The sequence below is a fragment of the Sphingomonas sp. 77B genome (assembly GCF_056497825.1).
On the sequence record NZ_JBWMBY010000001.1, the window covers coordinates 1,971,018 to 1,996,509 of the forward strand.

General features: G+C 66.1%; 29 protein-coding genes. 13 read left to right on the plus strand and 16 right to left on the minus strand.

The features are described from left to right. Nucleotides 1–94 precede the first annotated feature (94 nt). A complete protein-coding gene (locus tag AC1GI4_RS09270; protein ID WP_479629325.1) occupies nucleotides 95–1,426 on the plus strand; it encodes a cystathionine gamma-synthase family protein in 1,332 nt (443 codons plus the stop codon). Between the two features lie 5 nt (nucleotides 1,427–1,431). Here the strand turns inward: AC1GI4_RS09270 and AC1GI4_RS09275 are convergent, their stop codons facing one another. Beyond that, the gene (locus AC1GI4_RS09275; protein ID WP_479629326.1) at nucleotides 1,432–2,004 is read right to left on the minus strand and encodes a TetR/AcrR family transcriptional regulator; all 573 of its coding nucleotides are present in this window, start codon (nucleotides 2,002–2,004) and stop codon (nucleotides 1,432–1,434) included. Between the two features lie 2 nt (nucleotides 2,005–2,006). Further along, nucleotides 2,007–2,468 carry a nuclear transport factor 2 family protein gene (locus AC1GI4_RS09280; protein WP_479629327.1) on the minus strand — a complete coding sequence of 154 codons (462 nt, stop codon included), beginning with the start codon at nucleotides 2,466–2,468 and terminating at the stop codon, nucleotides 2,007–2,009. Nucleotides 2,469–2,720: 252 nt separating this feature from the next. On the opposite strand from AC1GI4_RS09280, the gene AC1GI4_RS09285 reads away from it, so the two are divergent. Next, the gene (locus AC1GI4_RS09285; RefSeq protein WP_479629328.1) at nucleotides 2,721–3,911 is read left to right on the plus strand and encodes a GGDEF domain-containing protein; all 1,191 of its coding nucleotides are present in this window, start codon (nucleotides 2,721–2,723) and stop codon (nucleotides 3,909–3,911) included. Nucleotides 3,912–4,291: 380 nt separating this feature from the next. Here AC1GI4_RS09285 and AC1GI4_RS09290 read toward each other — a convergent pair whose 3' ends face one another. Further along, on the minus strand, nucleotides 4,292–5,143 hold the full coding sequence (locus AC1GI4_RS09290) for a cold-shock protein (protein WP_294275251.1): 852 nt from the start codon (nucleotides 5,141–5,143) through the stop codon (nucleotides 4,292–4,294). Nucleotides 5,144–5,467: 324 nt separating this feature from the next. Between AC1GI4_RS09290 and AC1GI4_RS09295 the strand changes: the two genes are divergently transcribed. The 8 genes from AC1GI4_RS09295 (at nucleotide 5,468) to AC1GI4_RS09330 (ending at nucleotide 12,789) form a co-directional block, all read left to right on the plus strand. Further along, nucleotides 5,468–6,088: a ribonuclease D gene (locus AC1GI4_RS09295; RefSeq protein WP_433909589.1), complete on the plus strand. Its 621-nt coding sequence runs from the start codon at nucleotides 5,468–5,470 to the stop codon at nucleotides 6,086–6,088. Nucleotides 6,089–6,126: 38 nt separating this feature from the next. After that, complete coding sequence (lptC, locus tag AC1GI4_RS09300) at nucleotides 6,127–6,753, plus strand: LPS export ABC transporter periplasmic protein LptC (protein ID WP_294275249.1); 627 nt, start codon at nucleotides 6,127–6,129, stop codon at nucleotides 6,751–6,753. 18 nt (nucleotides 6,754–6,771) lie between these two features. Further along, on the plus strand, nucleotides 6,772–7,314 hold the full coding sequence (locus AC1GI4_RS09305; RefSeq protein WP_479629329.1) for an LptA/OstA family protein: 543 nt from the start codon (nucleotides 6,772–6,774) through the stop codon (nucleotides 7,312–7,314). Nucleotides 7,315–7,375: 61 nt separating this feature from the next. Further along, a complete protein-coding gene (gene lptB, locus AC1GI4_RS09310; protein WP_479629330.1) occupies nucleotides 7,376–8,176 on the plus strand; it encodes an LPS export ABC transporter ATP-binding protein in 801 nt (266 codons plus the stop codon). Between the two features lie 171 nt (nucleotides 8,177–8,347). After that, a complete protein-coding gene (gene rpoN / locus AC1GI4_RS09315) occupies nucleotides 8,348–9,829 on the plus strand; it encodes an RNA polymerase factor sigma-54 (protein WP_479629331.1) in 1,482 nt (493 codons plus the stop codon). A 71-nt stretch (nucleotides 9,830–9,900) separates the two neighbouring features. Further along, nucleotides 9,901–10,269 carry a hypothetical protein gene (locus AC1GI4_RS09320; protein ID WP_479629332.1) on the plus strand — a complete coding sequence of 123 codons (369 nt, stop codon included), beginning with the start codon at nucleotides 9,901–9,903 and terminating at the stop codon, nucleotides 10,267–10,269. A gap of 757 nt (nucleotides 10,270–11,026) precedes the next feature. Further along, nucleotides 11,027–11,515 carry a Ros/MucR family transcriptional regulator gene (locus AC1GI4_RS09325; RefSeq protein ID WP_294275244.1) on the plus strand — a complete coding sequence of 163 codons (489 nt, stop codon included), beginning with the start codon at nucleotides 11,027–11,029 and terminating at the stop codon, nucleotides 11,513–11,515. 248 nt (nucleotides 11,516–11,763) lie between these two features. Then, nucleotides 11,764–12,789 carry an Abi family protein gene (locus AC1GI4_RS09330; protein WP_479629333.1) on the plus strand — a complete coding sequence of 342 codons (1,026 nt, stop codon included), beginning with the start codon at nucleotides 11,764–11,766 and terminating at the stop codon, nucleotides 12,787–12,789. Between the two features lie 35 nt (nucleotides 12,790–12,824). Here the strand turns inward: AC1GI4_RS09330 and AC1GI4_RS09335 are convergent, their stop codons facing one another. From AC1GI4_RS09335 to flgB, 13 genes are all read right to left on the minus strand, one after another. Continuing rightward, nucleotides 12,825–13,715, minus strand: a complete 891-nt coding sequence (locus AC1GI4_RS09335) for a flagellar motor protein MotB (RefSeq protein WP_294275242.1) — start codon at nucleotides 13,713–13,715, stop codon at nucleotides 12,825–12,827. A gap of 3 nt (nucleotides 13,716–13,718) precedes the next feature. Then, on the minus strand, nucleotides 13,719–14,582 hold the full coding sequence (motA, locus tag AC1GI4_RS09340) for a flagellar motor stator protein MotA (protein ID WP_219018840.1): 864 nt from the start codon (nucleotides 14,580–14,582) through the stop codon (nucleotides 13,719–13,721). A 101-nt stretch (nucleotides 14,583–14,683) separates the two neighbouring features. Beyond that, nucleotides 14,684–15,577 (minus strand): flagellar hook-associated protein FlgL, encoded by an 894-nt coding sequence (gene flgL, locus AC1GI4_RS09345; RefSeq protein ID WP_294275241.1) that lies wholly within the window; start codon nucleotides 15,575–15,577, stop codon nucleotides 14,684–14,686. Between the two features lie 5 nt (nucleotides 15,578–15,582). Beyond that, nucleotides 15,583–16,926, minus strand: coding sequence for a flagellar hook-associated protein FlgK (gene flgK / locus AC1GI4_RS09350; protein ID WP_294275240.1), 1,344 nt, complete (start codon nucleotides 16,924–16,926; stop codon nucleotides 15,583–15,585). Between the two features lie 15 nt (nucleotides 16,927–16,941). Further along, complete coding sequence (locus tag AC1GI4_RS09355; RefSeq protein WP_433909583.1) at nucleotides 16,942–17,271, minus strand: rod-binding protein; 330 nt, start codon at nucleotides 17,269–17,271, stop codon at nucleotides 16,942–16,944. Continuing rightward, the gene (locus AC1GI4_RS09360) at nucleotides 17,268–18,365 is read right to left on the minus strand and encodes a flagellar basal body P-ring protein FlgI (protein WP_433909582.1); all 1,098 of its coding nucleotides are present in this window, start codon (nucleotides 18,363–18,365) and stop codon (nucleotides 17,268–17,270) included. The genes AC1GI4_RS09355 and AC1GI4_RS09360 overlap by 4 nt, the downstream gene beginning before the upstream one ends. An 11-nt stretch (nucleotides 18,366–18,376) precedes the next feature. Beyond that, on the minus strand, nucleotides 18,377–19,045 hold the full coding sequence (locus AC1GI4_RS09365; RefSeq protein WP_294275256.1) for a flagellar basal body L-ring protein FlgH: 669 nt from the start codon (nucleotides 19,043–19,045) through the stop codon (nucleotides 18,377–18,379). 74 nt (nucleotides 19,046–19,119) lie between these two features. Continuing rightward, the gene (gene flgG, locus AC1GI4_RS09370) at nucleotides 19,120–19,908 is read right to left on the minus strand and encodes a flagellar basal-body rod protein FlgG (RefSeq protein ID WP_433909581.1); all 789 of its coding nucleotides are present in this window, start codon (nucleotides 19,906–19,908) and stop codon (nucleotides 19,120–19,122) included. Between the two features lie 13 nt (nucleotides 19,909–19,921). Next, a complete protein-coding gene (locus AC1GI4_RS09375; protein WP_294270550.1) occupies nucleotides 19,922–20,677 on the minus strand; it encodes a flagellar basal body rod protein FlgF in 756 nt (251 codons plus the stop codon). Nucleotides 20,678–20,707: 30 nt separating this feature from the next. Then, a complete protein-coding gene (locus AC1GI4_RS09380) occupies nucleotides 20,708–21,997 on the minus strand; it encodes a flagellar hook protein FlgE (protein ID WP_294270553.1) in 1,290 nt (429 codons plus the stop codon). A gap of 29 nt (nucleotides 21,998–22,026) precedes the next feature. Continuing rightward, nucleotides 22,027–22,728 (minus strand): flagellar hook assembly protein FlgD, encoded by a 702-nt coding sequence (locus AC1GI4_RS09385; RefSeq protein WP_294270558.1) that lies wholly within the window; start codon nucleotides 22,726–22,728, stop codon nucleotides 22,027–22,029. A 2-nt stretch (nucleotides 22,729–22,730) separates the two neighbouring features. Next, a complete protein-coding gene (flgC, locus tag AC1GI4_RS09390; RefSeq protein ID WP_294270561.1) occupies nucleotides 22,731–23,141 on the minus strand; it encodes a flagellar basal body rod protein FlgC in 411 nt (136 codons plus the stop codon). Between the two features lie 3 nt (nucleotides 23,142–23,144). Beyond that, nucleotides 23,145–23,495: a flagellar basal body rod protein FlgB gene (flgB, locus tag AC1GI4_RS09395; protein ID WP_058743877.1), complete on the minus strand. Its 351-nt coding sequence runs from the start codon at nucleotides 23,493–23,495 to the stop codon at nucleotides 23,145–23,147. A gap of 222 nt (nucleotides 23,496–23,717) precedes the next feature. Here flgB and AC1GI4_RS09400 point away from each other — a divergent pair, with 222 nt between their 5' ends. Genes AC1GI4_RS09400 through AC1GI4_RS09410 form a run of 3 tightly spaced genes read left to right on the plus strand, consistent with a single transcriptional unit; the run spans nucleotide 23,718 to nucleotide 25,455 of the window. Then, nucleotides 23,718–24,413, plus strand: coding sequence for a motility protein A (locus AC1GI4_RS09400; RefSeq protein WP_479629334.1), 696 nt, complete (start codon nucleotides 23,718–23,720; stop codon nucleotides 24,411–24,413). Next, nucleotides 24,410–24,961: a hypothetical protein gene (locus AC1GI4_RS09405; RefSeq protein WP_433909578.1), complete on the plus strand. Its 552-nt coding sequence runs from the start codon at nucleotides 24,410–24,412 to the stop codon at nucleotides 24,959–24,961. Before AC1GI4_RS09400 ends, AC1GI4_RS09405 begins: the two co-directional genes overlap by 4 nt. Next, the gene (locus tag AC1GI4_RS09410; protein WP_479629335.1) at nucleotides 24,958–25,455 is read left to right on the plus strand and encodes a flagella basal body P-ring formation protein FlgA; all 498 of its coding nucleotides are present in this window, start codon (nucleotides 24,958–24,960) and stop codon (nucleotides 25,453–25,455) included. Before AC1GI4_RS09405 ends, AC1GI4_RS09410 begins: the two co-directional genes overlap by 4 nt. The last annotated feature ends 37 nt before the right edge of the window (nucleotides 25,456–25,492 follow it).

Below are 25,492 nucleotides of genomic sequence, written 5' to 3' on the forward strand. Positions count from 1 at the left end.
GTATTTTGCGACACGCCCTCGCCAAAGCTGTTTGCCGCGTTATCCTAAGGACATGGCCGCCGACAGAGCGGCAATTGTCCTCAAGGAGACCGACATGCCGACCGAATCCGATCTGACCGGCGTCCCGCCCCAAGATCCTGCCAGGGCCGAGCGCAAGAGCGACGCGACGACGATCGGCGATCGCAAGCTGAAGCCGTCCACGCTGATGATGGGCCATGGCTTCGACCCCGTGCTTTCCGAAGGCTCGCTCAAGCCGCCGATCTTCCTGACCTCGACCTTCGTCTTCCCCAATGCGGCGGCGGGCAAGCGGCATTTCGAGGGCGTCACCGGCAAGCGCCCCGGCGGCGCGGACGGGCTGGTCTATTCGCGGTTCAACGGGCCGAACCAGGAAATCCTGGAGGATCGCCTGGCCATCTGGGACGAGGCGGAGGACGCGCTGACCTTCTCGAGCGGCATGGCGGCGATCGCCACCCTGTTCCTGTCGATGGTCCAGCCGGGCGACGTCATCGTCCATTCCGGGCCGCTCTATGCCGCGACCGAGACGCTGATCGGCCGCATTCTGGGCCGGTTCGGCGTGCAATGGCTCGACTTCCCCGCAGGTGCCACGCGCGAGGAGATCGACGCGGTACTGACCAAGGCGGCGGCACTGGGCCGCGTGCCGCTGATCTATCTCGAAAGCCCCGCCAACCCGACCAACGCGCTGGTCGATATCGAGGCGGTGGCCGCCTCGCGCGATGCGGTCTTTGCCGAGCACGCGGAAAAGCCGCCCATCGCGATCGACAACACCTTTCTGGGCCCGCTCTGGCAGCGCCCGCTTCGCCACGGTGCCGACATGGCCGTCTATTCGCTGACGAAATATGCAGGCGGCCATTCGGATCTGGTCGCGGGCGGCGTGCTGGGGTCGAAGGCGCACATCGCCACCATCCGATCGATGCGCAACACCATCGGCACCATCTGCGACCCCAACACCGCCTGGATGCTGCTCCGGTCGCTGGAGACGCTGGAACTGCGCATGAGCCGGGCGGGTGAGAATGCGGCCAAGGTCTGCGCCTTCCTGCGGGACCATCCCAAGGTCGAACGGGTCGGCTATCTCGGTTTCCTCGAGGGCACGCCGGGGATGGAGCGGCAGGCCGACATCTATCGCCGCCACTGCACCGGCGGGGGATCGACATTCTCGCTTTACCTCAAGGGCGGCGAGGCCGAGTCCTTCCGTTTCCTGGACGCGCTCCGCATCGCCAAGCTGGCGGTCAGCCTGGGCGGCACCGAGACCCTGGCCAGCCACCCGGCGGCGATGACGCACCTCTCGGTTCCCGACGAGCGCAAGGCGGCGCTCGGCATCACCGACAATCTGGTGCGCATCTCGATCGGGGTCGAGGATGCCGACGACCTGATCGCCGATTGCGAACAGGCGCTGGCGGCGATCTGAGCCGTTCAGGCGGCGGCGAGCGCGGTGTAGAGCCGCGCCGTCAGCCGCCCCAGCGTGGCGCGGAACAGCGAAGGATCGTTGAGCGCGCGCGCCAGCACCACCGCGCCCTGGATACCGCTGACCACATCCTGCGCCAGCGTGGCGGCATGATCCTCCGCCACGCCGCCACGCACCAGCAGCGTCTGGAGCGCGGCGATCCAGCGCCGGAAATAGGCCGCGATCGGCTCGGCAAAGGGATCGCGCGTCGCGCCCAGCCCCCAGGCGCCGATCAGGCAGGCGCGCTGGCCGGATGCAAAATAGCGGTCGACCTCGACCATCATCGCATCGATGCCCGAGCGCGGGTCCTCGGCCTGCTCCAGCGGCGTGAAGATCGCGGCATCGAACCAGCCCGCGACATCGGCCAGCACGGCGGCGGCCATCTCCTGCTTGCCGCCGGGAAAGAAGTGATACAGGCTTCCCCGTCCAAGCCCGGTCGCGGTGCCGATCAGCGACAGGCTGGCGCCCGCATAGCCATATTCCCGGAACACCTCGGCCAGCCCGGGCAGCGCGTCACCGCGCTCGGCGATCATCCGCGCCATGGTTACAGCCCCAATTCGCTCAAGCCGGGATGGTCCGCCGGGCGCGTCCCCAGCGGCCAGCGAAACAAGCGATCCTCCTCGGCGATCGCCAGATCGTTGATCGACGCGATCCGCCGCCGCATCCGCCCGTCATCGGCAAAGTCCCAATTCTCATTGCCATAGGACCGGAACCACCGGCCGTCCGCGTCATGCCATTCGTAAGCGAAGCGCACCGCGATCCGACTGCCGTCATGCGCCCAGAGTTCCTTGATAAGGCGATACTTCTGCTCGCGCTCCCATTTGGCGCGCAGGAAGGCGACGATCGCGTCGTGCCCGGCGAGGAACTGGTCGCGATTCCGCCAGGGACAGTCGGGCGTATAGGCCAGCGCGACCCGCTGGGGATCGCGGCTGTTCCAGGCGTCCTCCGCGGCACGAACCTTTTGCACGGCGGTTGCCATGGTGAAGGGTGGCAGGGGTGGGCGCATCGTCTTCGCTTTCCTTGACCGGGTCGGCTTCATTGTAACGATCGGTACAGCCTGGTTCCGTAATCGGCAAGCGATATCACCCTACGATGCCGGGCGTTGGCGTTACCAAGGCAGTTGCGATTTCCACATGATTACAATGGCCTGACAGATTCGCAAATTCTCCGTCAGAAACAAAAATGTTTACGGTTATCGGGTAAGAGCCGGAGCAACCGGAGCGGGCATTTGTTGAACAAATTCATTCTCGACACGGCAATGAAGAGGCACAACATCTCTCTCAAATTGCCCTATGAACTTGAAAAGCAATATGATCTTTATCTAGCTCCGACGCTTCGGCGACAGCTCGTCTTCGCCTTGTCGGCGATGCTCGTGCTGACGGTTGCCGGTTTCGTCGCGGATGCGCATGACGGCATTCTGGACAATACCCTCCTCCTCAGGATTTTGCTGCATGTTCCGGCATTGCTGCTATGCCTGCGCCTCGTGCAGCGGTCACAGCTGCCCCCCGAACGTTTGTGGATCGTCGGCGTCGCGTCCTTTACCCTGACGCTGGCCGTTCTGATCACGTTCGCCGCGATCAGCCCGATCGCGTCGGGCAATCGGTTCGTGATGACGGCCGGATTGACGATGATCGCGACCAATTTTGTCCTGCCGATCAAGTTCCGAGTCGCGATCCCAATGTCGTTCGTGAACATCGCGCTCTACTTCGGCATCCTGCTCATTCTGGGCGGGTCGACGCGGCTGTTAGAATATCACGATATCCTCGGCTTCTACAGCGCCGCCACCCTGATCACGACCGTTGTCACCTATTATCGCGAGCGGGTGCAGAAAGAGGCGTTCCTGCTCCACCTGAACAAGGACCGGCAAACCGAGGAACTGGCGGCGCGGGTCGATGAGCTGACCCAGATTTCCTATCGCGACCCGCTGACGGGCGCGGGCAACCGGCGTAGCTTCGACATGCGGCTCGACGCGCTCTGGCGGACGGCGACGCTGCACGGCGAACCGATCGCGCTCATCATGATCGATGTGGATCATTTCAAGCCGTTCAACGACGCGGTCGGCCATGCGGCAGGCGACGAATGCCTAAAGGCCGTGGCCAAGGCGATTGCCGCGGGGGCGGGATGCCCGATCGAGCTGGTGTCGCGTTACGGCGGCGAGGAGTTTGCGCTCGTACTCCACTCGACCAGCGGCGCCATCGCCGAGTCGATCCGCGCGAGCGTCGAGGCACTCCAGCTGCCGCATCCCGGCCTGCCCCCCGGCCATGTCGTGACGGTCAGTGTTGGAAAGGCCTTTGCCCAGCCCGGCCGTACCGTCTCTCGTCAGGACGATCTGATCCGCGCGGCGGACGATGCGCTTTATACCGCCAAGCGCCTGGGCCGAAATCGCGTGGCGGTCGCGAACAAGGGACCGACACCGCTGCCTACGCGGCGCGCACGCTACGGCACATAGACGGAGCGGAATGCCGGTATCAGGATTGCGCGCAATGCTGGCCGGATCGCGGGGCGCTTGGCCTATGCAGCAAAACCCCGATCCAGATATCTCCTCGCCAAGCGTCGAACCTCCCACAGGGGAAGCCGCACATTGAAGCCGTGAGGCCGCGGCCTTCTGGCATTGCCGGACACTGGCGTTGAGGGCGCTACGGGGCACATCGCCGCTTTTCGCACATGCAAGCGAGGCCCGATAACACCTATCCCCGCTCGACGGTCACGACATATTCCACTGGTCGCCCCGGTCTCGTGCGGGCCCACAAAACGAAAAGGCCCGGCGTCGCATCGCTGCGACGCCGGGCCCTGACGCCCGAAAAGGGAGGCTTATTCAGCCGAGGGGGATCAGCCCTCGTTCTGCAGGTTGACCGCTGCGTACTTGCCGCGACGATCGACCTCGATCTCGAACTGCAGGCGATCGCCCTCGTTCAGCGAGCCCATGCCGGCGCGCTCGACGGCCGAGATGTGCACGAACGCGTCGGGCTGTCCGTCGTCGCGCTGAATGAAGCCGAAGCCCTTCATCGCGTTGAAGAACTTGACCGTGCCGGTCGCCTTCTCGCCGGTCAGCTGACGCTGCGGAGCGCCGCCGAAACCACCGGCCGCACCGCCGCGGGGACCGCGATCACGGTCGCCGCCGAAGCCGCCTTCGCGCGGTTCGCGGGGAGCGCGGTCCTGAACCGGCATCGGCTCGCCTTCGATCTTCAGTTCGGTGGCCGAGATGCGGCCGCCGCGATCGACGAGGGTGAAGCCGAGCGGCTGGCCCTCGGCCAGGCCGGTCAGGCCCGCCTGCTCGACGGCCGAGATGTGAACGAACACGTCTTCGCCGCCGTCATCGCGCACGACGAAGCCGAAGCCCTTCTGCGCGTTGAAGAACTTGACGACGCCCGTGCCTTCGCCAACGACCTGGGGGGGCATACCGCCGCCGCCACGACCGCCGCCGAAGCCGCCACCGCCGCCGCCACGGAAACCGCCGCCGCCGCCACCGCCGAAGCGATCACCGCCGCCGAAGCCGCCACGGTCGCCACCGCCGCCGAAGCGATCGCCGCCACCGAAACCGCCGCCGAAGCCGCCGCCACCGAAGCGATCACCGCCACCGAAGCCGCCGCCGAAGCCGCCTTCATCGCCGCCGCCGAAATTGTCCCGCTTGTCGCGGCCACGCGAGCCGCGATTGCCCCGGCTACCTCTATCGAAACTCATAAGCCCTGTTCGTCTTCCCGGTTCGCCCGCAAATCCTGTCCTCAAGAACCGTGCGCCGGACGAAGAGCGCGGATCTTTTGGCGCCAAACCTTTTGCGCCTAGTGGGGATGCATAACGCAGAAGGACAGCCATCGCGAACGAAATCGTGCGAACCCGTCTCGCTTTGGCGCGAACGAGGCAGATTACGTCGGAATTGTGGCCGAAACTCCACAACATCTTCCCCCGAATCGGCGAATCACCTTGCCGCCTACGCCCGAGTCTTTTCTCATGGGGGCCGCCCGATCCCGGTTGAGGCTTTTCCCCGCCGCCGCTAGGGCAGGCATCATGACCGTTCACCTGCACGAAGAAGACATTCCCGCCGATCTGTTCGCCCCCGGCGCGTCGATCGCCGTCGATACCGAGACGATGGGCCTCATCACCCCGCGCGACCGGCTGTGCGTCGTCCAGCTGTCGGACGGCGGCCAGGACGAACATCTGGTCCGCTTCGCGCCCGACAGCGACTATGCCGCGCCAAACCTGCGCGCGCTGCTCGCCGATCCGGCCCGGCTGAAGCTCTATCATTTCGGTCGGTTCGATATCGCCGCGATCCGCCATTATCTGGGCGTGGTCGCCGCCCCCGTCTATTGCACCAAGATCGCCTCGCGGCTGATCCGGACCTATACCGACCGCCACGGTTTGAAGGAGCTGGTCCGCGAACTGCTCGGCGTCGAGCTGTCCAAGGCGCAGCAGTCGTCGGACTGGGGCGCGCCCGAGCTGTCCGACGCGCAGCGCGAATATGCGGCCTCGGACGTGCGCTACCTTCACCGCATGAAGGTCGAACTCGACAAAAGGCTGGAACGCGAAGGCCGCATGGAACTGGCGCAGGCCTGTTTCGATTTCCTGCCTGCGCGCGCCGAGCTGGATCTGGCGGGCTGGCCCGAGGTGGATATCTTCGCCCACGCCTGAACCATTGACGCCTGATCCGGGCACGATAGGGAGCCATCATGTCCGAGATCGCCGACCGCGTCCGCACCCAGCGCCAGCTCTGGGCCGCGCCGGGCAGCCGCCACGACCGATTCGTGACGGTTGCGCGCTGGCTGTTGCCCAGCGCGATCGGCGTGCTGACCGCGTTCCTCGTGATGGCGCCGATCTATTCGTCCAGCGAAGTGTCCTTCGTGCTCGACAAGAAGAAGGTCGAGGTCGCCAGGGAACGGATGAAGATCCAGGCGGCGCAGTATCGCGGCGTCGACGACAAGGGGCAGCCCTTCGTGCTCGACGCGGGCTCGGCGATCCAGCGCAGCTCGGCCGAGCCGGTGGTCCAGCTCAACAAGCTGGCCGCCTCGATCCGCCTGTCGGACGGCCCCGCCACGGTCAGCGCCAATTCGGGCCGCTATGACATGAGCACCGAACAGGTGAAGCTGGACGGGCCGCTCGATTTCAAATCGGCGGGCGGATACGACCTGCGCACCCATGATGCGACCATCGACCTGCAACAGCGCACGCTGGTGTCGGGGGGCGCAGTAACCGGCCAGGTGCCGCAGGGCCAGTTCAGCGCGAACAGGATGCGCGCGGACCTGGAAAATCGCACCGTGCGGCTGGAAGGCAACGCCCGCTTGCGCATCGTCCCGTAAAGCCCGAAATAGCCGCCTATGCACAAGCTCTTCGCCGCTGCGGCTCCGGCCCTTCTCGTCCTGGCAGTATCCGCGGCCGCGCAGGTCAAGCACAACAGCCGCGCACCCGTCGATTTCGGCGCCGACGTCATCGAATTGCAGGACAAGCAGAATCGCGCCGTCCTGTCGGGCAATGTCTCGCTGCGCCAGGCGGAGATGACGCTGACCGCGGCGCGGATGACCGTCTTCTATACCGGCCAGGTGCTGGGCGGTAAGCCGCAGGTGTCGCGCTTCGACGCGTCGGGCAATGTCGTCGTCAAGCGGCCCGACCAGACCGCGCGCAGCAACTTCGCCGTTTATGATCTCAATCGCCGTGTCATCACCATGCTGGGCAACGTCACCCTGACCCAGGGCGGCAATACGGTGAACGGCGGGCGCCTGACGCTGAACCTCGATACCGGCCGCGCGGTGATCGACGGATCGTCGGTGGCGGGCGGCGCCTCGTCGGGCAATGGCGGCACCGTCAGCCGCGCGCCGTCGGGCCGGGTCACGGGCACCTTCTCGGTCCCCGATCGCAACTGAGGCGTGACGCGGGTGCCTGCCCCGCGCTAACGTGCCGCCAGCTAAGGAAAGAAACGGGCCGATGGACATGGAAACCCCGATTCGCGAGGCCAATGAGCACGCGGGCCATCGCAACGCCCTCGTGTCCGAGCCGCCGGTCGCCAACGGCCTGCAGGTCGTGTCGATCGCCAAGAGCTATGACAAGCGCGTCGTCCTGACCGACGTATCGGTGTCGGTCGGGCGCGGCGAGGTGATCGGGCTGCTCGGCCCCAACGGCGCGGGCAAGACCACCTGCTTCTATTCGGTCATGGGGTTGGTGAAGCCCGATTCGGGCCGCATCATGCTGGACGGCGAGGATATCACCGGCCTGCCCATGTATCGCCGCGCGATTCTGGGGCTAGGCTATCTGCCGCAGGAAACCTCGATCTTTCGTGGGCTGTCGATCGAGAAGAATATTCTGACGGTGCTCGAACTGGCTGAGCCCGATCCGGCCGAGCGCGCGCGCAAGCTCGATAAGCTGCTGGAGGAATTCGGCCTAACCCGCCTGCGCGCCGCACCCGCCATGGCGCTGTCGGGCGGCGAGCGTCGCCGCGCCGAGATCGCGCGCGCGTTGGCCGCCGATCCCTCGATCATGCTGCTCGACGAGCCCTTCGCGGGCATCGACCCGATCTCGATCGCCGATATCCGCGACCTGGTGAAGGACCTGAAGCGGCGCGATATCGGCGTGCTCATTACCGATCACAACGTCCGCGAGACGCTGGACATCGTCGACCGCGCCTACATCATCTATGACGGGCGCGTGCTGTTCAGCGGATCGCCCGAGGAACTGGTCGCCGACGCCAATGTCCGACGCCTGTATCTGGGCGAGGGCTTTTCGCTCTGATCGTATGAGGGGCGACATTCCTTCTATTCCTCCCCTGCGAGGGGAGGTGGCAGGGCGAAGCCCTGACGGAGGGGTGTCCCGGCTTGAGAGTGAGCGGACCCTCGCGACCGGGGACACCCCTCCCCCATGCTTCGCATGGTCCCCCTCCCCTTACAGGGGAGGAATTTCGGGATGAGCCTCGCCCCGCGTCTCGACATCCGCCAGTCGCAATCGCTGGTGATGACGCCGCAGCTCCAACAGGCGATCAAGCTGCTGACGCTGTCGAATCTGGAGGTCGAGGCGTTCATCGCCGAGGAGGTGGAAAAGAACCCCCTGCTCGACGCCAGCGCGGTGCGCGAGGTGGCCACCCCCGAACGCCCCGAGCGCGAGGCGCCGGCCGGGGCCGACGAACTGGTCGCTGGGACGGCACCCAGCGAAGACCGGGGCCTCGACCTGGATTACGCAACCGAGAGCCACCAGCAGGACAGCGTCGCCGATGGCGGCACGGGGCCAGATGGCGGCCTGTCGCTGAACGGGGCGGGCAGCGGGGGTTCAAGCGACGCCGACGGGCTCGACTGGGATTCGCTGGCCGACGATGCCCCCAATCTGGCCGAGCATCTGGAGGCGCAAGTCGCGCTGATCCTGTCGGGCACCGACCTGACCATCGCCGCGCATATCATCGACCAGCTGGACGAGGCGGGATATCTGACCGTCCCGCTGGACGAGATCGCCGGGCGACTGGGCATACCTCTCCCCCGCGTCGAATCGGTGCTGAAGGTCGTGCAGAGCCTCGACCCCACCGGCGTCGGCGCGCGCGACTTGGCCGAATGCCTGGCGCTGCAAGCCAAGGAGGTCGATCGCTATGACCCGTGCATGGCGAAACTGATCGCCAATCTCGACCTGCTGGCGCGCGGCGAACTGGTTCGGTTGAAGCGCATCTGCGGTGTCGATGACGAGGATATGACGGACATGATCCGCGAGCTGCGCGGCTATGATCCCAAGCCCGGCTGTCGCTATGGCGGCGAGCCGTGCCAGGCGGTGGTGCCCGACCTGTTCGTCACCCGGACCAAGAATGGCTGGGGCATCGAGCTGAACACCGCGACTCTGCCCCGCGTGCTGGTCAATCGCCGCTATTATCAGGAATTGCGCCACGGCCCGCAGGACAAGGGGTCCAAGGCGTGGCTCGCCGACTGTCTGGCGAGCGCCAACTGGCTGATGAAGGCGCTCGACCAGCGGCAGCGCACGATCATCCGCGTCGCGACCGAGATCGTGAAGCAGCAGGAGGCCTTCTTCCTCCACGGCGTCGCGCATCTGAAGCCGCTGACCCTGGCGCGTGTCGCCGAGGCGATCGGCATGCACGAATCGACCGTCAGCCGCGTGACCAGCAACAAATATCTCAGCTGCGCGCGCGGGCTCTTCGAGCTGAAATTCTTCTTCACCAGCGGCATCGCGGCGGCGGACGGCGGCGATGCCGTATCGGCCGAGGCGGTGAAGAGCGCGATTCGGACGCTGATCGCCAATGAAGGCGCCAAGATCCTGTCGGACGATACGCTGGTCGAACTGCTCCAGGCCAAGGGCTTCGACATCGCGCGGCGTACGGTCGCCAAATATCGCGAGTCGCTGGGCATCGGCAGTTCGGTCCAGCGTCGCCGCGCCCGTGCGCTGGCGGGGTGACATCGCGTGACGCTTGAACACCCAGGCTGGTGTATTACATCAGGCACACACAAGATGGCGGGGCCAGGGCAATGGGCAAGAAGAAGCACAAGAAAAAGCAGAAAAAGGCCAAGCTGGACGAACAGACCGCATCGCCTGGTCCTTCGCCCCTGCACCGGATGGGTCAGGCGCTGCTCGACCAGGCACGCAGCCCCGCGGGGCGGCAATTACTGGCGACGGGGCTGATCGTCGCGGCCTCGGCCTTGGCGCGTGAAACCGCCAAGCGGCCGGGTGATGCCGCCGCATCCCCCCCCGAACCGACCGAGCCGGCGACGTCCCAGCCGTCGCAGGAAGGCGGCACCACGAAGTCGGGCATGTCCGAGGTCGTCGCCTTTGCAGGCATGGCGCTGTCGGCGCTGGACCAGTTCATGCATCGTCCGTCGTCCGACAACAAAGGTTGAACCAGCTATTCGGGGCGGCAGGAGTTTGAGGACTCTCCGCCCCTTACAGGCATTGTGATTACATTCGGCCCTTGGCCTTCGACTTCGCTCAGGCTGAACGGCTTTGGGTATCCAGCCCCTTTCCGCGCTCCGTTCGGCCTGAGCGAAGTCGAAGGCCAAGGGCATCCTCAACAAAGATGGAAGAAGCCGCCAAACAAGTATGGTAAAACGGGGGGAGCGACCCGGTCGCTCAACCCCCGGCACCGACGCGCGATGCCGGTTTTCCCGGCGGCTTCCACTCCTGCTTATCACTATCGTTGAAGCCCGGCGATGGGATAGCCTAGGCCGATGCCCGGCGGAAGCAAGACAAAAAAAGGGCCGGTCGTGAGACCAGCCCGTGAAAGTTTTTAGGAGAGGATGCCTAAAAGGCCCGCTCCCTATGCTGCGGATGCCCGATTAACACAAATGCAACCTCATCAATTTTGGTTGCATATTTTGCATTCACGCTGCGAGGGGCCATCGTACCGGACAAATCGAATAAAAGCCCGCCAGCCATGGATTTCGGCCGAAATCTGCAGAAAAACGTCCGGATGACGCTTCTTTACCAGCATTCCGATCCGATCTTTCCGATATATTTCATGCCTGATCGATCCGATCCCTCAACATCGGCCAAATATCAAATCAGTCATACGCTCATTAAATTTGGTCCAATGCTGGCTCCGAAGGTTGACGCCGTGTGATTGACCGTTAGGTCACACGGAAACAACAGGAGCGTATCATGGCCGACGACCCTATCGATGTGAATGCCGTAGAACTGGCAACGGAATTGACCATTGCGTGGTTGGGCAATCCCAATACCCGCACCTCGTCGGAAGAGGTTCCGGCGTTTCTCCACAAGATGCACGAGACCGTGTCTTCGCTCCTGGGCAGCGCGCCGCAGGCGACCGATGTCGAGGCACCGACTGAATATGTTCCGGCCGTGTCGGTTCGCAAGTCGCTGGCGTCGAAGGATCACATCGTCTCGATGATCGACGGCAAGCCTTACAAGACGCTGCGTCGTCATCTGGCCACCCATGGCCTGACCCCGGAAGAATATCGCGAGCGTTACGGCCTGAAGCCGGACTATCCGATGGTCGCCGAGAGCTATTCGGAAAGCCGTCGCGCGATGGCCAAGAAGATCGGCCTGGGTCGCAAGCCCGGCCCGCGCAACGCCGCCGCCCCCACCGCGCGCAAGCCGCGCAAGGGCGAGGCCGCCGACGCCGAATAAGCGACGCGCGATCAAATGATCGCAAGGCCCGCCCGACGCCCTCGCTCTTCTCCCGGAGCAAGGGCGTCGGGCGGGTTTCCTTTTGGGAGCAGCCTGGGTTGCGGCCAAGCTGTTCAAAACGGTAAGGGGCTCGGCAAGCACGACATAGCCCGTTTCCGAAAGTTGAATGACACCGTTAGGAATAACGAGCGATTTTTTTCAACCCTGGGTTGAATTTCGCCCCTCCTTCGTCTATATCGCTATGCAACATGGCCGTCCCCGCTGTTGCCTCTGGCATCAAGGGACGGCCTTCTTCATATAGGGGGCCGATGCTTCCCCCCTATACCAAACCCCATCTCAGCTTTGGCGATCAGCTTGCGCTCCTGTGCGAGCGAGGTTTGGATGTTACCGATGCTGCCAAGGCAGAACATCACCTTCAGCGTATAGGCTATGGGCGTCTTGCCCCCTATTGGGAGCCTTTCCAGCAGCGCATTCCCAACCCAGCCGACGCCACGCGAACGATACGGCTTGATGCGTTCCAGGCCGGTGCCGAGTTTCGCCACGCCGTCGACCTGTACCTGTTCGACAAGCGGCTCCGCCTGCTCTTTCTCGACGTCATCGAGCGGATCGAAGTCGCCTTGCGCGTCGACCTTGCCCATGCCCTGGGACGGCGCGACCCATGGGCGCATCGCTCCCCCGCCCATCTGGACACCCATCGGGCGAACGAGGCCATGACCGGCCAGCCCGGGACGCGCCACCAGAGCTGGTTGGCCAAGGTCGATCAATCCGCCGCCCGATCGCGCGAAGCCTGGGTGGTGGAGTTCCGCGCGACATATTGTTCGCCGCTACCGATCTGGATGGCGGTCGAAACCTGGGATTTCGGCACCTTGTCCTGGCTTCTCGAAATGGCCCATCCGCAGGATCGCGCCGCCATTGCCCGGCGCTACGCAGTATTGCCCAACGTCTTGGTCAGCTGGATCAGGACGCTGGCGCTGATCCGCAATATCTCTGCGCATCACGCCCGGTTGTGGAATGCCGGTATCGTCCATCAGCCCAAGGTGCCGCAGGGTCCGGAAACCGCCGCCGTGCATCATATCGGCGGAGATGTCGCACGGCGAAACCGGGTCTACGGCGCGACGGTCATTGCCTATTATCTTGCCCGGCGAATCGCGCCCGGAACATCCTGGGGTTCACGCATGAAAGAGCATTGGCTGGACTTTCCCGTCATGCCCCATGCCAACCTCGCTCAGGCGGGCTTTCTGCCGGGGTGGGAACGGGAAGCGATCTGGGCCTGACCCGGAGCCTCGGGTCGAAGCCCCCGCCCCCGCGATTACTGCCCGAACACACCCTTGCGATAGAGCAGCGTGATCGCCACGCGGCGGTTGCGTGGGTCGGAGGGGTTGTTCGCGATCATCGGTTCGCGGTCGGCCACGCCCTCGATCCGCTCGAACCGCGATTCGGGCAGGCCACCGGCAGCCAGGCGGCGGCGGGTCGCCTCGGCGCGGCTGGACGAGAGTAGCCAGTTGTTCATCGCGCGCGGGTCGCCATAGGGCACGCTGTCGGTGTGGCCGCGGATCATGATCGTGTTGGGCACGTCGGCGACCGTCCTGGCGATGGTCCCGATCAGCTCGGACGCCGCCGGGGTCAGGTTGGTCGTGCCGGTCGCGAACATCGAATAATCGGCATTGTCGACCAGATCGATGCGCAGGCCGTCATCGGTGGGGATGAACCGCACCTGCTGCGCCAGCTTGCGAAGCTCCGGCGTGACCTGCATCTTCTTCAGAAGCTCGCGCTTGATCGCGTCGAACGTCTTCTGGTCCTGCGCCTTGCCGTTGGGATTGCGCAGCGAGCCCTTGTCGCCGGTCCCGGCCCTGTCGCCGCCGCCCTCGGACGCCTTCGGCACGATCAGCTGGATACGCCCGCTGATCCCGCTCTGCTGGCGGCCCGCACCGGGCCCGCCGTTCAGCACGCCGCCGCCGATGCCCGTCGACTTGGTATCGATCAGCGTCGGCGCGAAATAATCGGCGATGCCCTTGCGCTGCTTTTCGGTGGTGGCGCCCAGCAGCCAGAGCAGCAGGAAGAACGCCATCATCGCCGTCACGAAGTCGGCATAGGCGACCTTCCACGCGCCGCCATGATGCCCGCCATGACCATCGGCGATGATCTTCTTGACGATGACGATCTTGGGCGGCTCGTTCTTGCCGTGCGGAGCGCGGGCCATGACTTACTTGCCCCGCAGGCCGTCGAACACCTCGGCGAAGCCGGGCTGGTCCTTGTGCGCGATCCCCGAACGGGCGGCTTCGATGACCAGCGGCTGCGGATGGCCGTGGAGCGAGGCGATGATGATCTGCTTGACGACGTGATAGATGGCGGCGTCGGCATCGATCACCTGCTTCAGGCGGCCCGCGAACGGGTTCACGATACCATAGGCCAGAAGCACGCCCATGAAGGTGCCAACCAGCGCCGAGCCGATCATGCCGCCCAGCACGCTCGGCGGCTTGTCGATCGAGCCCATGGTCTTCACGATGCCGAGCACCGCCGCGACGATACCCAGCGCGGGCAGCGAGTCGGCCAGACTCTGGAGCGTACCCTGCGGCCCTTCGACCTCGTGGTGGTGGGTCTTGATCGCGTTGTCCATGACCTCTTCGACCGCATGCACGTCGAGCGTGCCGGACGAGACGACGACCAGGCGCAGCGTGTCGGCGATCAGGTTGACGAGCGTGTGGTCGGCGACGAGCCGGGGATATTCGGCGAAGACCGAGGAGGACTTGGGGTCCTCGACATGCGGCTCCAGCGCGATCGGGCCTTCGGTGCGCAGCATCTTCATCAGCTTCGAGACGAGGAAGATGACGTCGAGATAGTCCTGCTTCTTGTATTTCGGGCCCTTGAAGATCTTGCCCATCGCGCCGCCCAGCGCCTTCAACTCCTTGCCGGAATTGCCGATGACGAGCGCACCGACGGCGGCGCCGCCGATGATGAGCATTTCGTGCGGGATCGCCTCGAACACGGGGCCGAGCTTGCCGCCGGTGATGGCGAAGCCGCCGAACACCATGCCGAGCAGGATGACTAGGCCGATGGCAGGAAACATGGTGAACCGATACTCCCGAAGACCGGCCGCGGTGCCCGTCAGATCACCGCCCTAGACCGTCAAGGTCAAAATACAGTTACCGGGCCCGCGCCCGGACGCGATCATTTCAGATAATCGAACAGCGACAGGCTGGTCAGCTTGCTGAAGCTGGCCTGGGTGGCCTGAAGCACGGTCATCGTCTGTTGCAGCTGCGTAATGGTCGAAACCGGATCGGCATCCTCGATGCTGGAGCGCAGCTGCGCCCGATCCGTGCTGGCGGCCTGTTGCAGACCCTGTTGCAACTCGACCCGCGCCTCGCGCGCGCCGACCGAGGCCTGTACGGTCGCGACATTGTCATTGGCCGCCTTCAGCTTGTCCATCGCGTCCCTGATCGTCGCGGTGGCGTCCCCGCCCGATTTCAGCGCAGTGACGAGCGTGTTGAGGACGTTCAGCGTGTCGTCGTTCGCGCCCGCCCGGAACACGCGGTCGGCGCCAACCGAGACGTCGACGCTCTGGCCGTCGGCGATGGGGATCTCCGACACATTGGCCTGCGAATAGGCATAACGGCCATTGACCATCGTCACCGCATCGGTCCCCGCCGCCGCGCCGAACAGCGGCAGGCCGCGCGAGTCCCTGGCATTGGCAAGGCCGAGCAGGGCGTCGCGGATCGATGCGATCTGGTCGCCCACGCTCGACCGATTGGCGGCCGTCAGGGTGCCGTTGGCCGCCTGGGTGGTCAGCTCCAGCGCCTTCTGCACCTGGTTGCCGATCTGGCCGAGCGTCGTGTCGGCCTGTTGCAGCAACGAGCCCGCCAGCGTCAGATTGGTCTTGTAGACCGCATCGTCGGCGTCGCGGCGGTTGAACTCGGCGACCTGGGCGGCGGCGGCGGCGTCGTCCGACGGGTTGGTCAGCTTCTTGCCGGTCGAAATCTGGACCTGCAACGCATTCGCCTTGCCGGTCAGCTCGGTCATCCGCCGCGAGGCGGTGTCGTAGAAGACGTTGGTGGAAATCTGCATGACCGTTACCGCAGCTCGAGAATGGATTGGAAGGTTTCGCGGGCCGCCTGGATGACTCGGCTGGTCGCGGAATAGGCCTGCTGAAACCGCATCAGCGTCACCGCTTCGGCATCAAGCGTGACACCCGAGGCGGCCGACAACGTGGCCTTGGCCCCGTCGCTGATCGCGGTCTGCGCGTCGGCGACGGTCTGGCGCTGCTTCAGCGTGGTGGCGTTATCGGTGACGATCTGGGTCAGCTTGTTCTCGAAGCCCGCCGATCCGCGCACGGTTTCCAGCGCGGCCAGATTGTCGGCGTTGCGCGAACCCTGCCCCCCGCGTGCCGCCGCGATCTTCGATCCGTCGGTCATCACCAGGCTCATCTGCGCGGTACCGGCCGTCAGGCCGAACATCGCCGTGCCGGTCGCGCCGTTCAGGTCCTGGCCACCGGCCTGGAGGCCGTTGACCGTCTCGACGAAGCTCTTGGCCACCTGGTTGAAGGCGCCGCGTGTCGCGTTGATCCGCTCGGCGCCGTCCAGCATCCCCGCCATCGCACCGCCGCCGGGCACGAAGTCGCTGATTTGGCCCTGCAGGGCGACATGGAAGGACACGCCGCCATCGGCGCCGCGCTGATAGGTGACGGACCCGGTCGAATCGGTTCCCGCCAGGATCGGCCCCGCCCGGTCGCCGAGTCGCACCGTCGCGCGGCCGAGTTCGTCGGTCGTGCTGGTGATGTCGGACAGCGCGCTCATCTGGGTCAGGATCTGGTCACGCTGGTCGGTCAGCTGCGCCGAAGCCGCGGTGCCCGGCTGCGTGCGGCCCAGCCCTTCGTTGACGCGGACCAGCGAGGTGGCGAGCGAGGACAGATCGTGTGCGGCCTGCCGTGCCTGCCCGTCGAAATCGGCGTTGATCTGGTCGAAGGCCGAGTCGGTCGCGCTGAACGCCGTCGCGGTGGATCGCGCGGTTTCCAGCATCGTGGCGCGCAGCGCGGGCGAGGTCGGCTCGGCGGCCAGAGTGCGCGCGGCGGTGAAGAAGGCGGTCAGGCGCGTCTGGACCTGATCGCCGGTCATCGCGCCCTCGATCCGGTTCAGCCAGGTCACGCCCGTCGTGGTGCGCGACAGGTCGGCGGTGGCCGCACGAACCGCGGCGCTGGCATAGACGTCGGTGGCGCGCGCAATGCCCAGCACCATGACGCCCGAGCCCGCCGAGACCTTGTTCGCCGCGAGACCGGCGGCGGGCGAGATCTCCTGCATCGTGACCGTCCGGCGCGAATAGCCGTCCGTTCCGACATTGGCGATATTCTCACCAACGGCGGTCAGCGCGGTCTGATATGCGCGGACGCCCGAAGCGCCGATAGAGAGCAGGTCGCTCATGGTTACTGCGGTACGTTATGTCTGGTTAACGACAGGTTGAGATTTCGCCAGGAATGCGGTCACGGCCTTGCCGATGCCCAGCGGAGCCTGGGTCGCCATGGTCTGGGCAACCTGTTGATCCTGCATGTCCCGGAACGTGTCGAGCGCCTTGGAGTCGAACATCGTCTCGCTCAGCTTGGTCTGGCGCATCGCCTTCAGCATCATGCCGGTGAAGATCGCCTCGAACTGGGTGCCCGCCTTGTCCAGATTGGCCCCGTTCGACAGGCGGCGGGTGTCGGTGGACACGGTGCCCGCGATGGCGGAGGCCGCCGAGGCGGGGGACGTGGGTGCGATGCTCTGGGTCACAGGACGATCAACTCCGCCTTGAGCGCGCCGGCTTCCTTCAGCGCTTCGAGAATGGCGACCAGGTCGGACGGGGCCGCGCCGATAGCGTTCACCGCCTTCACCACATCGGCCAGCTTGGGACCGGGGGCCAGGACGAACATCGGGCGACGCTCTTCCTCGACCGAGACGCCGGACTTCTGCGTCACCGCCGTCTGACCACCGCTCAGGGGGCCGGGCTGGCTGACGCGCTGGTTCTCGTCGATCTTCACGGTCAGCTTGCCATGGGTGACCGCCGCCGGGCCGACGCGAACCGCCGAATTGATGACGACGGTGCCGGTGCGGGCGTTGACGATGACCTTGGCGGGCGGCTCGGCCGAGGTGACGTTCAGATTCTCGATCTCGGACATCAGCGTGGCGCGGACATCGGCGCCCATCGGCGCGCGAACCGCGACCGACACGGCGTCCATCGCCTGCGCGGTGCCCAGGCCCAGCCGCGCATTGATCGCCTGGGCGACATTCTGCGCGGTGGTGAAGTCGGCGCGCGCCAGGTTGAAGGTCAGGCTGGGTGCGGTGTCGAAGCCGGTGGCGACCGCCCGTTCGACCGTCGCCCCTTCGGGGATACGACCTACCGAGGGAATGTTGACGACGATCTTCGACCCGTCCGCACCTTCCGCGCCGAGGCCGCCGACCGCCAGATTGCCCTGCGCCATCGCATAGATCTGGCCGTCCGCACCCTGAAGCGGGGTGAGGATCAGGCTGCCGCCGCGCAGGCTCTTGGCCTTGCCCATCGAGGCGACGGTGATGTCCAGCTTCTGCCCCGGCTTGGCGAAGGGCGGCAGCTCGGCCGTGACCATCACCACCGCGGCATTCTTCATGCCCGGATTGGCGGTCGGCGGCAGTTGCAGCCCGAAGCGCGAGACCACGGCCTTCAGCGACTGGACGGTATATTCCAGATTGTCGTCACCCGTGCCCGGCAGACCGACGACGATGCCGTAGCCGGTCAGCTGGTTGGTGCGGATGCCCTGGAACCCGCCCAGATCCTTGATCCGGTCGGCCGAGGCCGGCCCCGCGATCGCGAAGGTGGCAAGGAGCATGAGGAAGAAGCGGAGGATCATGGTCAAAGGCCTCAGAACGGGCTGACGGCTTGGAAGAAACGGCTCAGCCAGCCCTGGCGGCTGGCCCGGGCGACGTCGCCCTTGCCGGTATAGGCGATCTGCGCATCGGCGACGCGGGTCGACTCGACGCGGTTGTCGATGCCGACATCGGCCATGCGGACCAGCCCCTTGATCTGGATGAACTCGTCGCCGCGGTTCAGCGTCACGCGCTTCTGGCCCTGGACCAGCATCGTGCCGTTCGGGAACACCTGCGCCACGGTCACGGTGATCTCGCCCGACAGCGAGTTGGACTGGTCGGCCGCGCCCGATCCGTTGAAGTTGCGGCTGCCGCTCATGCCGATATCGGTCGACTTGAGCAGCTTGCCTAGCGGGCCGGTGGTCGGCGGGGCCAGACCCAGATCGCCCTTGGAGCCGAGCTTGGAATTGGCGGACTTGCTCGCCGCCGTCCGCTCGACGAGCACGATGGTCAGCGGATCGCCGACCTTGCGCGCGCGCCAGCCTTCGTACAGCGCGGCATAGCCGTCCGACGCCTGGAAGATGCCGCCATTGGGCTGGACGGGCTGCGCGACCGGCTGCATCGGCATCGGCGCGGGGCGCACCGTCGAGAAATCCTCGACCGGCTTCTTCTTGCCGAACAGGCTGGCATGCGCGGGCGCAGGCATCAGCGCGACGGCGACCATCGTACCCGCCGCCGCCGACAGCGCCAGCTCGGTCCAATAGGCGAAGCGGAAGGTGGGAAAGCGGATGGTCATGGTCACAGATTCTGGTTCGCGTACTGGAGCATCTCGTCGGTCGACTTGATCATCTTCGAGTTGACCTCATAGGCGCGCTGGGTCTCGATCATGTCGACCAGCTCCTCGACGACGTTGACGTTCGAGCCTTCAAGCATCCCCTGGCGGATCTGGCCGCGCCCTTCGAGGCCCGCGACACCCATGTTCGCGGCGCCCGAGGCCGCGGTCTCGGTCAGGTAATTGTCGCCCTTGGACTGGAGCCCGGCCGAGTTGGGGAAGCTGGCGATCTGGATCTGGCCGATCTCGGCAGGGGCGGTCTGGCCCGGAAGGGTCGCCGAGACGGTGCCGTCGGTGCCGATCGTGACCTGGGTCGTGCCCTCGGGGATGGTGATGCCCGGCATCACCTGATAGCCCTCGGCGGTGACCAGCAGCCCTTCGGCCGAGCGCGAGAAATTGCCCGCGCGGGTATAGCCGAGCGTGCCGCCGGGCATCTGCACCTGGAAGAAGCCGTCACCGTCCAGCGCCATGTCGAGGCTGTTGTTGGTGGTCTGCATCGACCCTTGCGTGTTGATGCGCGCGGTCCCCTGGATGCGCACGCCGGTGCCCAGGTTCAGGCCGGTCGCGTACTTGCTCTCGGTCGAGCTGGCGGCGCCGGGCGCGGTGATCGTCTGATAGGCCAGCGTCTCGAACGCGGCGCGATCGCGCTTGAACCCGGTCGTGTTGACGTTGGCCAGGTTGTTCGAGATGACCCGCATACGCATATCCTGGGCATCGAGCCCGGTGCGCGCGACGTGCAAAGCGGCGGAAGACATAACCCTTTAATCCTCAGCTCGGCAGACGCATCAGCGATGCGCTGTTCTCATCCAACGACTTGGCCTCTTTCATGAGGTTGGCCTGCACCTCGTAGCTGCGCTGGTTCTCGATCATGTCGACCAGCGTCTGGGTCATGTTGACGTTCGACCCTTCGAGCGCGCCCGACTGGACGGTGGCGTCCATGTCCTGCGGCATCGCCCCGCCGCCCTTGACGCGCAGCAGATTGTCGAGACCCTTCACCGTCTGCGTACCGCGCGTGTCGGCCAGCTTGATGCGGTCGATCACCTGGGGCTGGGTATCGGGCCCGGCACCCAGCGGAATGATCGACAGTGTGCCGTCGGGGGCGACGGTCATCGAATTGTACGGCGGCACCGTGACCGGGCCGTTCTGGCCGACCACCGGATAGCCGTCGCCGGTCTGCAGCACGCCCGAGGCCGTGACCTCCAGGTCGCCGCGACGGGTATAGGCTTCCGAACCGTCGGGGGCCTGCACCGCCAGCCAGGCGCTCGACGTCGCGATCGCGATGTCCAGCGCGTTGCCGGTATGCTGGATGGTGCCCGGCGCGCGGTCGGCGTCGGTCACTTCCTCGGCGGTGGGCATCCGCGCCTCGAACGCCGCGCCGCCGCCCTTCAGGTCGATGCGGTCGAACACGACACGGTCGGCGCGGAACCCGATCGTCGAGGCATTGGCCATGTTGTTGGCGATCGCGGTCTGCGCCGCCATGTGCGCCCGCATGCCCGTCGATGCCGTATAGACCAGCTTGTCCATCGCGGTTCCCCGTTAGCCCCCGACGTTCGCTTAGCTGCGGATGTTGAAGATGGTCTGCGAGATCTGGCTCGACGTATCGAGCGCCTTCGCATTCGCCTGGAAATCGCGTTGCGCGGCGATCAGGTTGACCAGTTCCTCGGTGATGTCGACGTTCGACCCCTCGATGGTGCTCGACCGGATCGCGCCGTACGCGCCTTCATTGGCGGTGCCGAACTTGGCCTCGCCCGACTTGCCGGTCGCTTCCCAATAGCTGTTCCCTTCCTGGCGAAGGCCCGGCATGTTGACGAAGGTCGCCACCGCCACCTTACCCAGATTGGCGGTCTCGCCGTTGGTGAAGGACGCCGTGACCAGGCCGTTCTCGCCGACCGACACGCCCGACAGCAGGCCGACCGCCTTGCCGTCCTGGGTGCGCGAGGCGACCGAGAAGATCGAACCCGACTGCGACGAGCCGGTATAGTCGATCGTCAGCGGCTGCGCGGTGATCGAGGTGCGCGGGGTGTAGTTGTCGAACTTGGTCGGGCCGACCGGCGAGACAAGGTTGCCGCCCGCGTTGAAGGTCATCTCGATCGGCGCGGTCGAACCGCCGCGCGTCATCTGCTGATCGTTGACATAGCTGTAGACCTGCCAGGTGCTGCTGCCGTCGGCGGGCTGGATCGGCTTGTTGTTGGCATCCAGCGGCAGCGGCTTGCGGACGTAATAGTTGGTCAGCGTCATGGCATTGCCCGACGTGTCGTAGATCTTGGTCTGGGTCGTATTGTTGTACGTGCCCATGTTGGTCCGGTCGAACGCCGCCGTCGGGGCGACCGCGGTGCTCGACAGGTTGATGTCGAGCGTCACGTTCTTGGTCGACACCGGCGTGCCGCTGGTCGGCGGCAGCTGCAGGCTGGTCAGGCCGTCATTGCCGAACGAGGTGACGTTGCCGTCCTTGTCGACCGGGAACACCTGCATCCGGTTCCCTTGCGTGTCGGTGACATAGTTGTTGGTGTCGACCTGGAACGCGCCGTTGCGGGTATATTGTAGCGTGCCGGTCGTGCCGCCCGACTGCACCGTGAAGAAGCCGTCGCCCGAGATGGCGAGGTCCAGCGCGTTCGACGTGCTGGTGTAGTTGCCTTCCTTGAACTCCTGCCGGTTGGCCTTGACCACCGTGCCCGAGCCGACCTGCTTGAACGGGTCGGTCGAGAAGTTGGCCGCCATCACGTCGGCGAATTCGGCGCGGCTCTTCTTGAAGCCGTTGGTGCCGACGTTCGCGAGGTTGTGCGAGATGACCGACATGTCGGTCTGCGAGGCCTGGAGGCCGCTGAGCGAAGTGTAGAAGGACATGGGCTATCTTCCTGGTGCGTAAAGGGGGATCAGCCGACCGAGCGGACGGCGGAAAGCTGGACCTGGCCGAGACCGGCGACGGTCAGGACGGGGGAGCCGGTGGAGGGCATCGAGACCGACTGGACCGGCGCCCAGACGAGCGATCGGCTGCCGACGGCGGTGTTGCCGTTCGACGCCGAGACCGAGAGGGTGAAGGGGCCCGATCCGGCTTCCTTGCCGTCCTCGGTTTTGCCGTCCCAGTCATAGCTGACGGTGCCGCCCTGCTGGGTGCCCAGCGACAGCGACTTGAGGACCGCGCCCTGCGCGTCGGAGATCGTGACCGACACATCCGACGCCGCGCCGTCCAGCTCGATCTGACCGGCCAGGCCGCCGCTGGCCCGGCCATAGGCGGTGGTGCCCTGGGTCAGCACGGTCTTGCCGACATAGTTCATCGCGTCCGACGGGGTCGTCGCGTTGAGCTTGGTCGCGATCGCGCCGAGCGTGGTGTTCATCTCGGAGATGCCCGCCACGCTGGAGAACTGCGCCATCTGGGCGACCATCTGGGTGTTGTCCATCGGCGCGAACGGGTCCTGGTTCTTCAGCTGCGCGGTCAGCAGCTGCAGGAAATCGCCCTGGTCCAGCGTCGTGGCCGACTTCTTGGCGGTGGTCGGGGTCGTCGCAGCGGCGGTGGTCGCCCCGGCACGCTTGATGCCCAGGCTGTCCAGCGTCGAATTCATCTGCGTGGAAGTCATGATCAGCGGCCCAGCTTGAGGGTATCGAGGATCAGCGACTTGGCCGTCTGCATCACCTCGACATTGTTCTGATAGGTGCGCGAGGTCTCCATCATGTCGACCAGCTCGCGCGTCTCATCGACCGCCGCCTCGAAGACGTTGCCGTCCTTGTCGGCGATCGGGTTGTTGGGATCGTGGCGCTTGGTGGGGTCCTCGCCCGCCGTCACGATCTTCTCGACATCGACGGTCGACAGGCCGGTCGCGGCGTCGAAGCTGGTGCGGAACACCGGCTTCATCGTCTTGTACGCGGTCTCGGCCGACCCGGCGATGCCACCGGCATTGGCCAGGTTCGACGCGGTGGTGTTCATCCGCACCAGCTGCGCCGACATGGCGCGACCGGCGACCTGGAAGATGGAAAGCGGTCCGTTCGGCATCGCTTATTCGCCCTTCAGCGCGCGGGTGATGGTGGAGATGCGACCGTTCAGGAACGACAGCGTCGTCTGATACTGGACCGCATTCTCGGCGAAGGCGGTCTGTTCCTGGTTGAGTTCGACCGTGTTGCCGTCGAGCGAGGTCTGGATCGGCACGCGGTACTTCATCGCATCGGCGATGCCCCGCCCCTGGTCCTGACCGCCCTCGACCGAGGCGAGTGCCGCCTTGAAGTCGATGTCGCGGGCTTTGAAGCCCGGGGTCGAGGCGTTGGCGATGTTCGATGCCAGCACACCCATGCGCTGCGCCCGCACCTCCAGTGCGGCACCGTGCACTCCGAAAAGCGTTTCTGCGGCCATCGTTCAACCTCCTTTCCCACGCGGGACTTCGCGATGGCCGGACCCTCGCAATGACCGTGCCAATTCCACGGACAGGAGGGTAAGCGGACACCGGCACCGCCTTTCCGGCAACCGGCTGCCGGTTTTTGCCGGACGGCGGCAAAGAAGCGGCAGCGTGCCTGGTCAGCGCCTTTCCGCCGCCTTGCGCATCCGATTTGGCCCGGTCTTTGCGTGGGAGCGCGCATGACCGCATTTCCTCCGCTTCATCAGTTCTTCGATTCCGCGGCGCTCGCCATCGTGCTGGGCGGAACGCTGATCGCGACGCTGCTCCGCACGCCGTGGCGCGATGCCACGCGCGCGGTGCGGGCGCTGGCGGTATTGCCGCGCCGTCCCTTCTCCGCCGAGCCGCTGGTCGAACAGATCGCGCACCTGTCGCGCGTGGCCAAGCGCCACGGCGTCCTGACGCTCGACCGCTCGGTCATCACCGATCCCGACATGGCCGAGGCGGTGGCCGCGATCGTCGACGGCGAAGGGCCCGAGGTCGTGGCCAGCCGCCTGAGCCTCGCGCGCACCGCGCGGGTCGAGCGGCATGTCGCGATCGCCGACATCTGGACCGGCGCGGCCGAGGTCGCCCCCGCCATGGGCATGGTCGGCACGCTGATCGGCCTGGCGGCGATGTTCGCGACGATGAACGATCCCCAGCGGATCGGCGGCGCGATGGCCATCGCTTTGCTCGCGACCCTGTACGGCGCGCTGTTCGCCAATCTGATCGCGCAGCCGATCGCGATGCGCCTGCGCCGCGCCGCCCGGATCGAGGCGTTCGAGCGGACCCGCATCGTCGCGCCGCTGGCCGCCCTGGCCGCGCGCGAGGCGCCGCGCCCGTCACGCGGGCCGTCCCCCTCCCCGAAGTCGGGCGCCAATCTGGTCAGCGTCGCATGAGCGAGCCCTTTTTCCCCGAGGCCGCGCCCGCGCGCCCGATCTGGCTGATGACGCTCGCCGACCTCGCGCTGTTGCTGGTCGGCTTCCTCGTTCTGGTCCAGGCTACGGGTGCGGAGCGACGCCCTGCCCTGCTCAACGGCCTGCGCGCGCAGTTCGGCAGCACCGATCATGTCGACCAGGCGTTGCGGGCACCCCCCGCCCCGCCGCCCGCCATGCCGGTGGCCGCCGCCTCGCTCAGCTTCGCGGTCGGATCGGCCGCACCGACCGAGCCCGATCCGCTGTTCGGCCCCTGGGCGCGCGAGGCGCTGGCCGATCCGCGCGTCCGCCTGTCGATCGTCGGCTCGACCGACGGCAGCGCCGCCGATGTCGATCCCGTCACCCATAGCGCGGTCGTCCTGGCCGCCGATCGTGCCCGCGCCGCGGCCGCGCTGATCGGCCCGGCCGCCGCCGACCGCCTGATCCTGTCCACCGCCGGAAAGTCCGGACCTCGCGTCGCGATGGTCACGCTGGTCTTTGCCGGTGAACCCACACGGAGACCCTCACGATGATCCTGTCCCTGCTTCTGGCCGGTGCCGCCGGTTTCCAGGATATCGCCGCGCTCGACGCCGCCGTCACCGCCTTTACCGGCCGCCCGGTCGGGGTGGAGGGCGGGCCCCGCGCGGCCATCGACAACCGGCTGAAGCTGGCCCAGTGCCCGACCGTCGCGCTGTCCTGGCGGACGGAGGCGCATGATGCGGTGGTCGTCACCTGCTCCAGCCCGCAATGGCGCATCTTCGTGCCGGTATTGTCCGCGCCCAGGCCCGCCCCCGAAGCCCGCATGACCCCCGCCGTTGCGGTCAAGGCCGAACCCGTCATCAAGCGCGGCGACCCGGTCGTGATCGAAGCCGGATCGGACGGATTTTCCATTACGAGAGAAGGGGTTGCCATGGGCGATGCCGCCCCGGGTGCCCACTTCCCGGTGCGCGTCGAATCCGCCCGCCAGCCGATCCAGGCGGTGGCGGTGGCCAGCGGTCGCGCCACCCTGCCCGGCTGGTCGGAATGACCATGAAAATCCTGACAGGGAGCGTAAATTTCCCCTA

Bases quoted from the DNA above. Each gene is read 5' to 3' on its own strand.
- AC1GI4_RS09405 (WP_433909578.1), top strand. From the start codon at position 24,410: ATGAGCGAGCCCTTTTTCCCCGAGGCCGCGCCCGCGCGCCCGATCTGG.
- AC1GI4_RS09275 (WP_479629326.1), bottom strand. From the start codon at position 2,004: ATGGCGCGGATGATCGCCGAGCGCGGTGACGCGCTGCCCGGGCTGGCC.
- AC1GI4_RS09325 (WP_294275244.1), top strand. From the start codon at position 11,027: ATGGCCGACGACCCTATCGATGTGAATGCCGTAGAACTGGCAACGGAA.
- AC1GI4_RS09285 (WP_479629328.1), top strand. From the start codon at position 2,721: ATGAAGAGGCACAACATCTCTCTCAAATTGCCCTATGAACTTGAAAAG.
- AC1GI4_RS09385 (WP_294270558.1), bottom strand. From the start codon at position 22,728: ATGACTTCCACGCAGATGAATTCGACGCTGGACAGCCTGGGCATCAAG.
- AC1GI4_RS09375 (WP_294270550.1), bottom strand. From the start codon at position 20,677: ATGGACAAGCTGGTCTATACGGCATCGACGGGCATGCGGGCGCACATG.
- AC1GI4_RS09365 (WP_294275256.1), bottom strand. From the start codon at position 19,045: ATGGTCGCCGTCGCGCTGATGCCTGCGCCCGCGCATGCCAGCCTGTTC.
- AC1GI4_RS09280 (WP_479629327.1), bottom strand. From the start codon at position 2,468: ATGCGCCCACCCCTGCCACCCTTCACCATGGCAACCGCCGTGCAAAAG.
- flgC (WP_294270561.1), bottom strand. From the start codon at position 23,141: ATGCCGAACGGACCGCTTTCCATCTTCCAGGTCGCCGGTCGCGCCATG.
- flgB (WP_058743877.1), bottom strand. From the start codon at position 23,495: ATGGCCGCAGAAACGCTTTTCGGAGTGCACGGTGCCGCACTGGAGGTG.
- AC1GI4_RS09380 (WP_294270553.1), bottom strand. From the start codon at position 21,997: ATGTCCTTCTACACTTCGCTCAGCGGCCTCCAGGCCTCGCAGACCGAC.
- flgL (WP_294275241.1), bottom strand. From the start codon at position 15,577: ATGCAGATTTCCACCAACGTCTTCTACGACACCGCCTCGCGGCGGATG.
- lptB (WP_479629330.1), top strand. From the start codon at position 7,376: ATGGACATGGAAACCCCGATTCGCGAGGCCAATGAGCACGCGGGCCAT.
- AC1GI4_RS09270 (WP_479629325.1), top strand. From the start codon at position 95: ATGCCGACCGAATCCGATCTGACCGGCGTCCCGCCCCAAGATCCTGCC.
- motA (WP_219018840.1), bottom strand. From the start codon at position 14,582: ATGTTTCCTGCCATCGGCCTAGTCATCCTGCTCGGCATGGTGTTCGGC.
- rpoN (WP_479629331.1), top strand. From the start codon at position 8,348: ATGAGCCTCGCCCCGCGTCTCGACATCCGCCAGTCGCAATCGCTGGTG.
- AC1GI4_RS09295 (WP_433909589.1), top strand. From the start codon at position 5,468: ATGACCGTTCACCTGCACGAAGAAGACATTCCCGCCGATCTGTTCGCC.
- AC1GI4_RS09335 (WP_294275242.1), bottom strand. From the start codon at position 13,715: ATGGCCCGCGCTCCGCACGGCAAGAACGAGCCGCCCAAGATCGTCATC.
- flgK (WP_294275240.1), bottom strand. From the start codon at position 16,926: ATGAGCGACCTGCTCTCTATCGGCGCTTCGGGCGTCCGCGCATATCAG.
- AC1GI4_RS09330 (WP_479629333.1), top strand. From the start codon at position 11,764: ATGGCCGTCCCCGCTGTTGCCTCTGGCATCAAGGGACGGCCTTCTTCA.
- lptC (WP_294275249.1), top strand. From the start codon at position 6,127: ATGTCCGAGATCGCCGACCGCGTCCGCACCCAGCGCCAGCTCTGGGCC.
- AC1GI4_RS09320 (WP_479629332.1), top strand. From the start codon at position 9,901: ATGGGCAAGAAGAAGCACAAGAAAAAGCAGAAAAAGGCCAAGCTGGAC.
- flgG (WP_433909581.1), bottom strand. From the start codon at position 19,908: ATGTCTTCCGCCGCTTTGCACGTCGCGCGCACCGGGCTCGATGCCCAG.
- AC1GI4_RS09360 (WP_433909582.1), bottom strand. From the start codon at position 18,365: ATGATCCTCCGCTTCTTCCTCATGCTCCTTGCCACCTTCGCGATCGCG.
- AC1GI4_RS09410 (WP_479629335.1), top strand. From the start codon at position 24,958: ATGATCCTGTCCCTGCTTCTGGCCGGTGCCGCCGGTTTCCAGGATATC.
- AC1GI4_RS09305 (WP_479629329.1), top strand. From the start codon at position 6,772: ATGCACAAGCTCTTCGCCGCTGCGGCTCCGGCCCTTCTCGTCCTGGCA.
- AC1GI4_RS09400 (WP_479629334.1), top strand. From the start codon at position 23,718: ATGACCGCATTTCCTCCGCTTCATCAGTTCTTCGATTCCGCGGCGCTC.
- AC1GI4_RS09290 (WP_294275251.1), bottom strand. From the start codon at position 5,143: ATGAGTTTCGATAGAGGTAGCCGGGGCAATCGCGGCTCGCGTGGCCGC.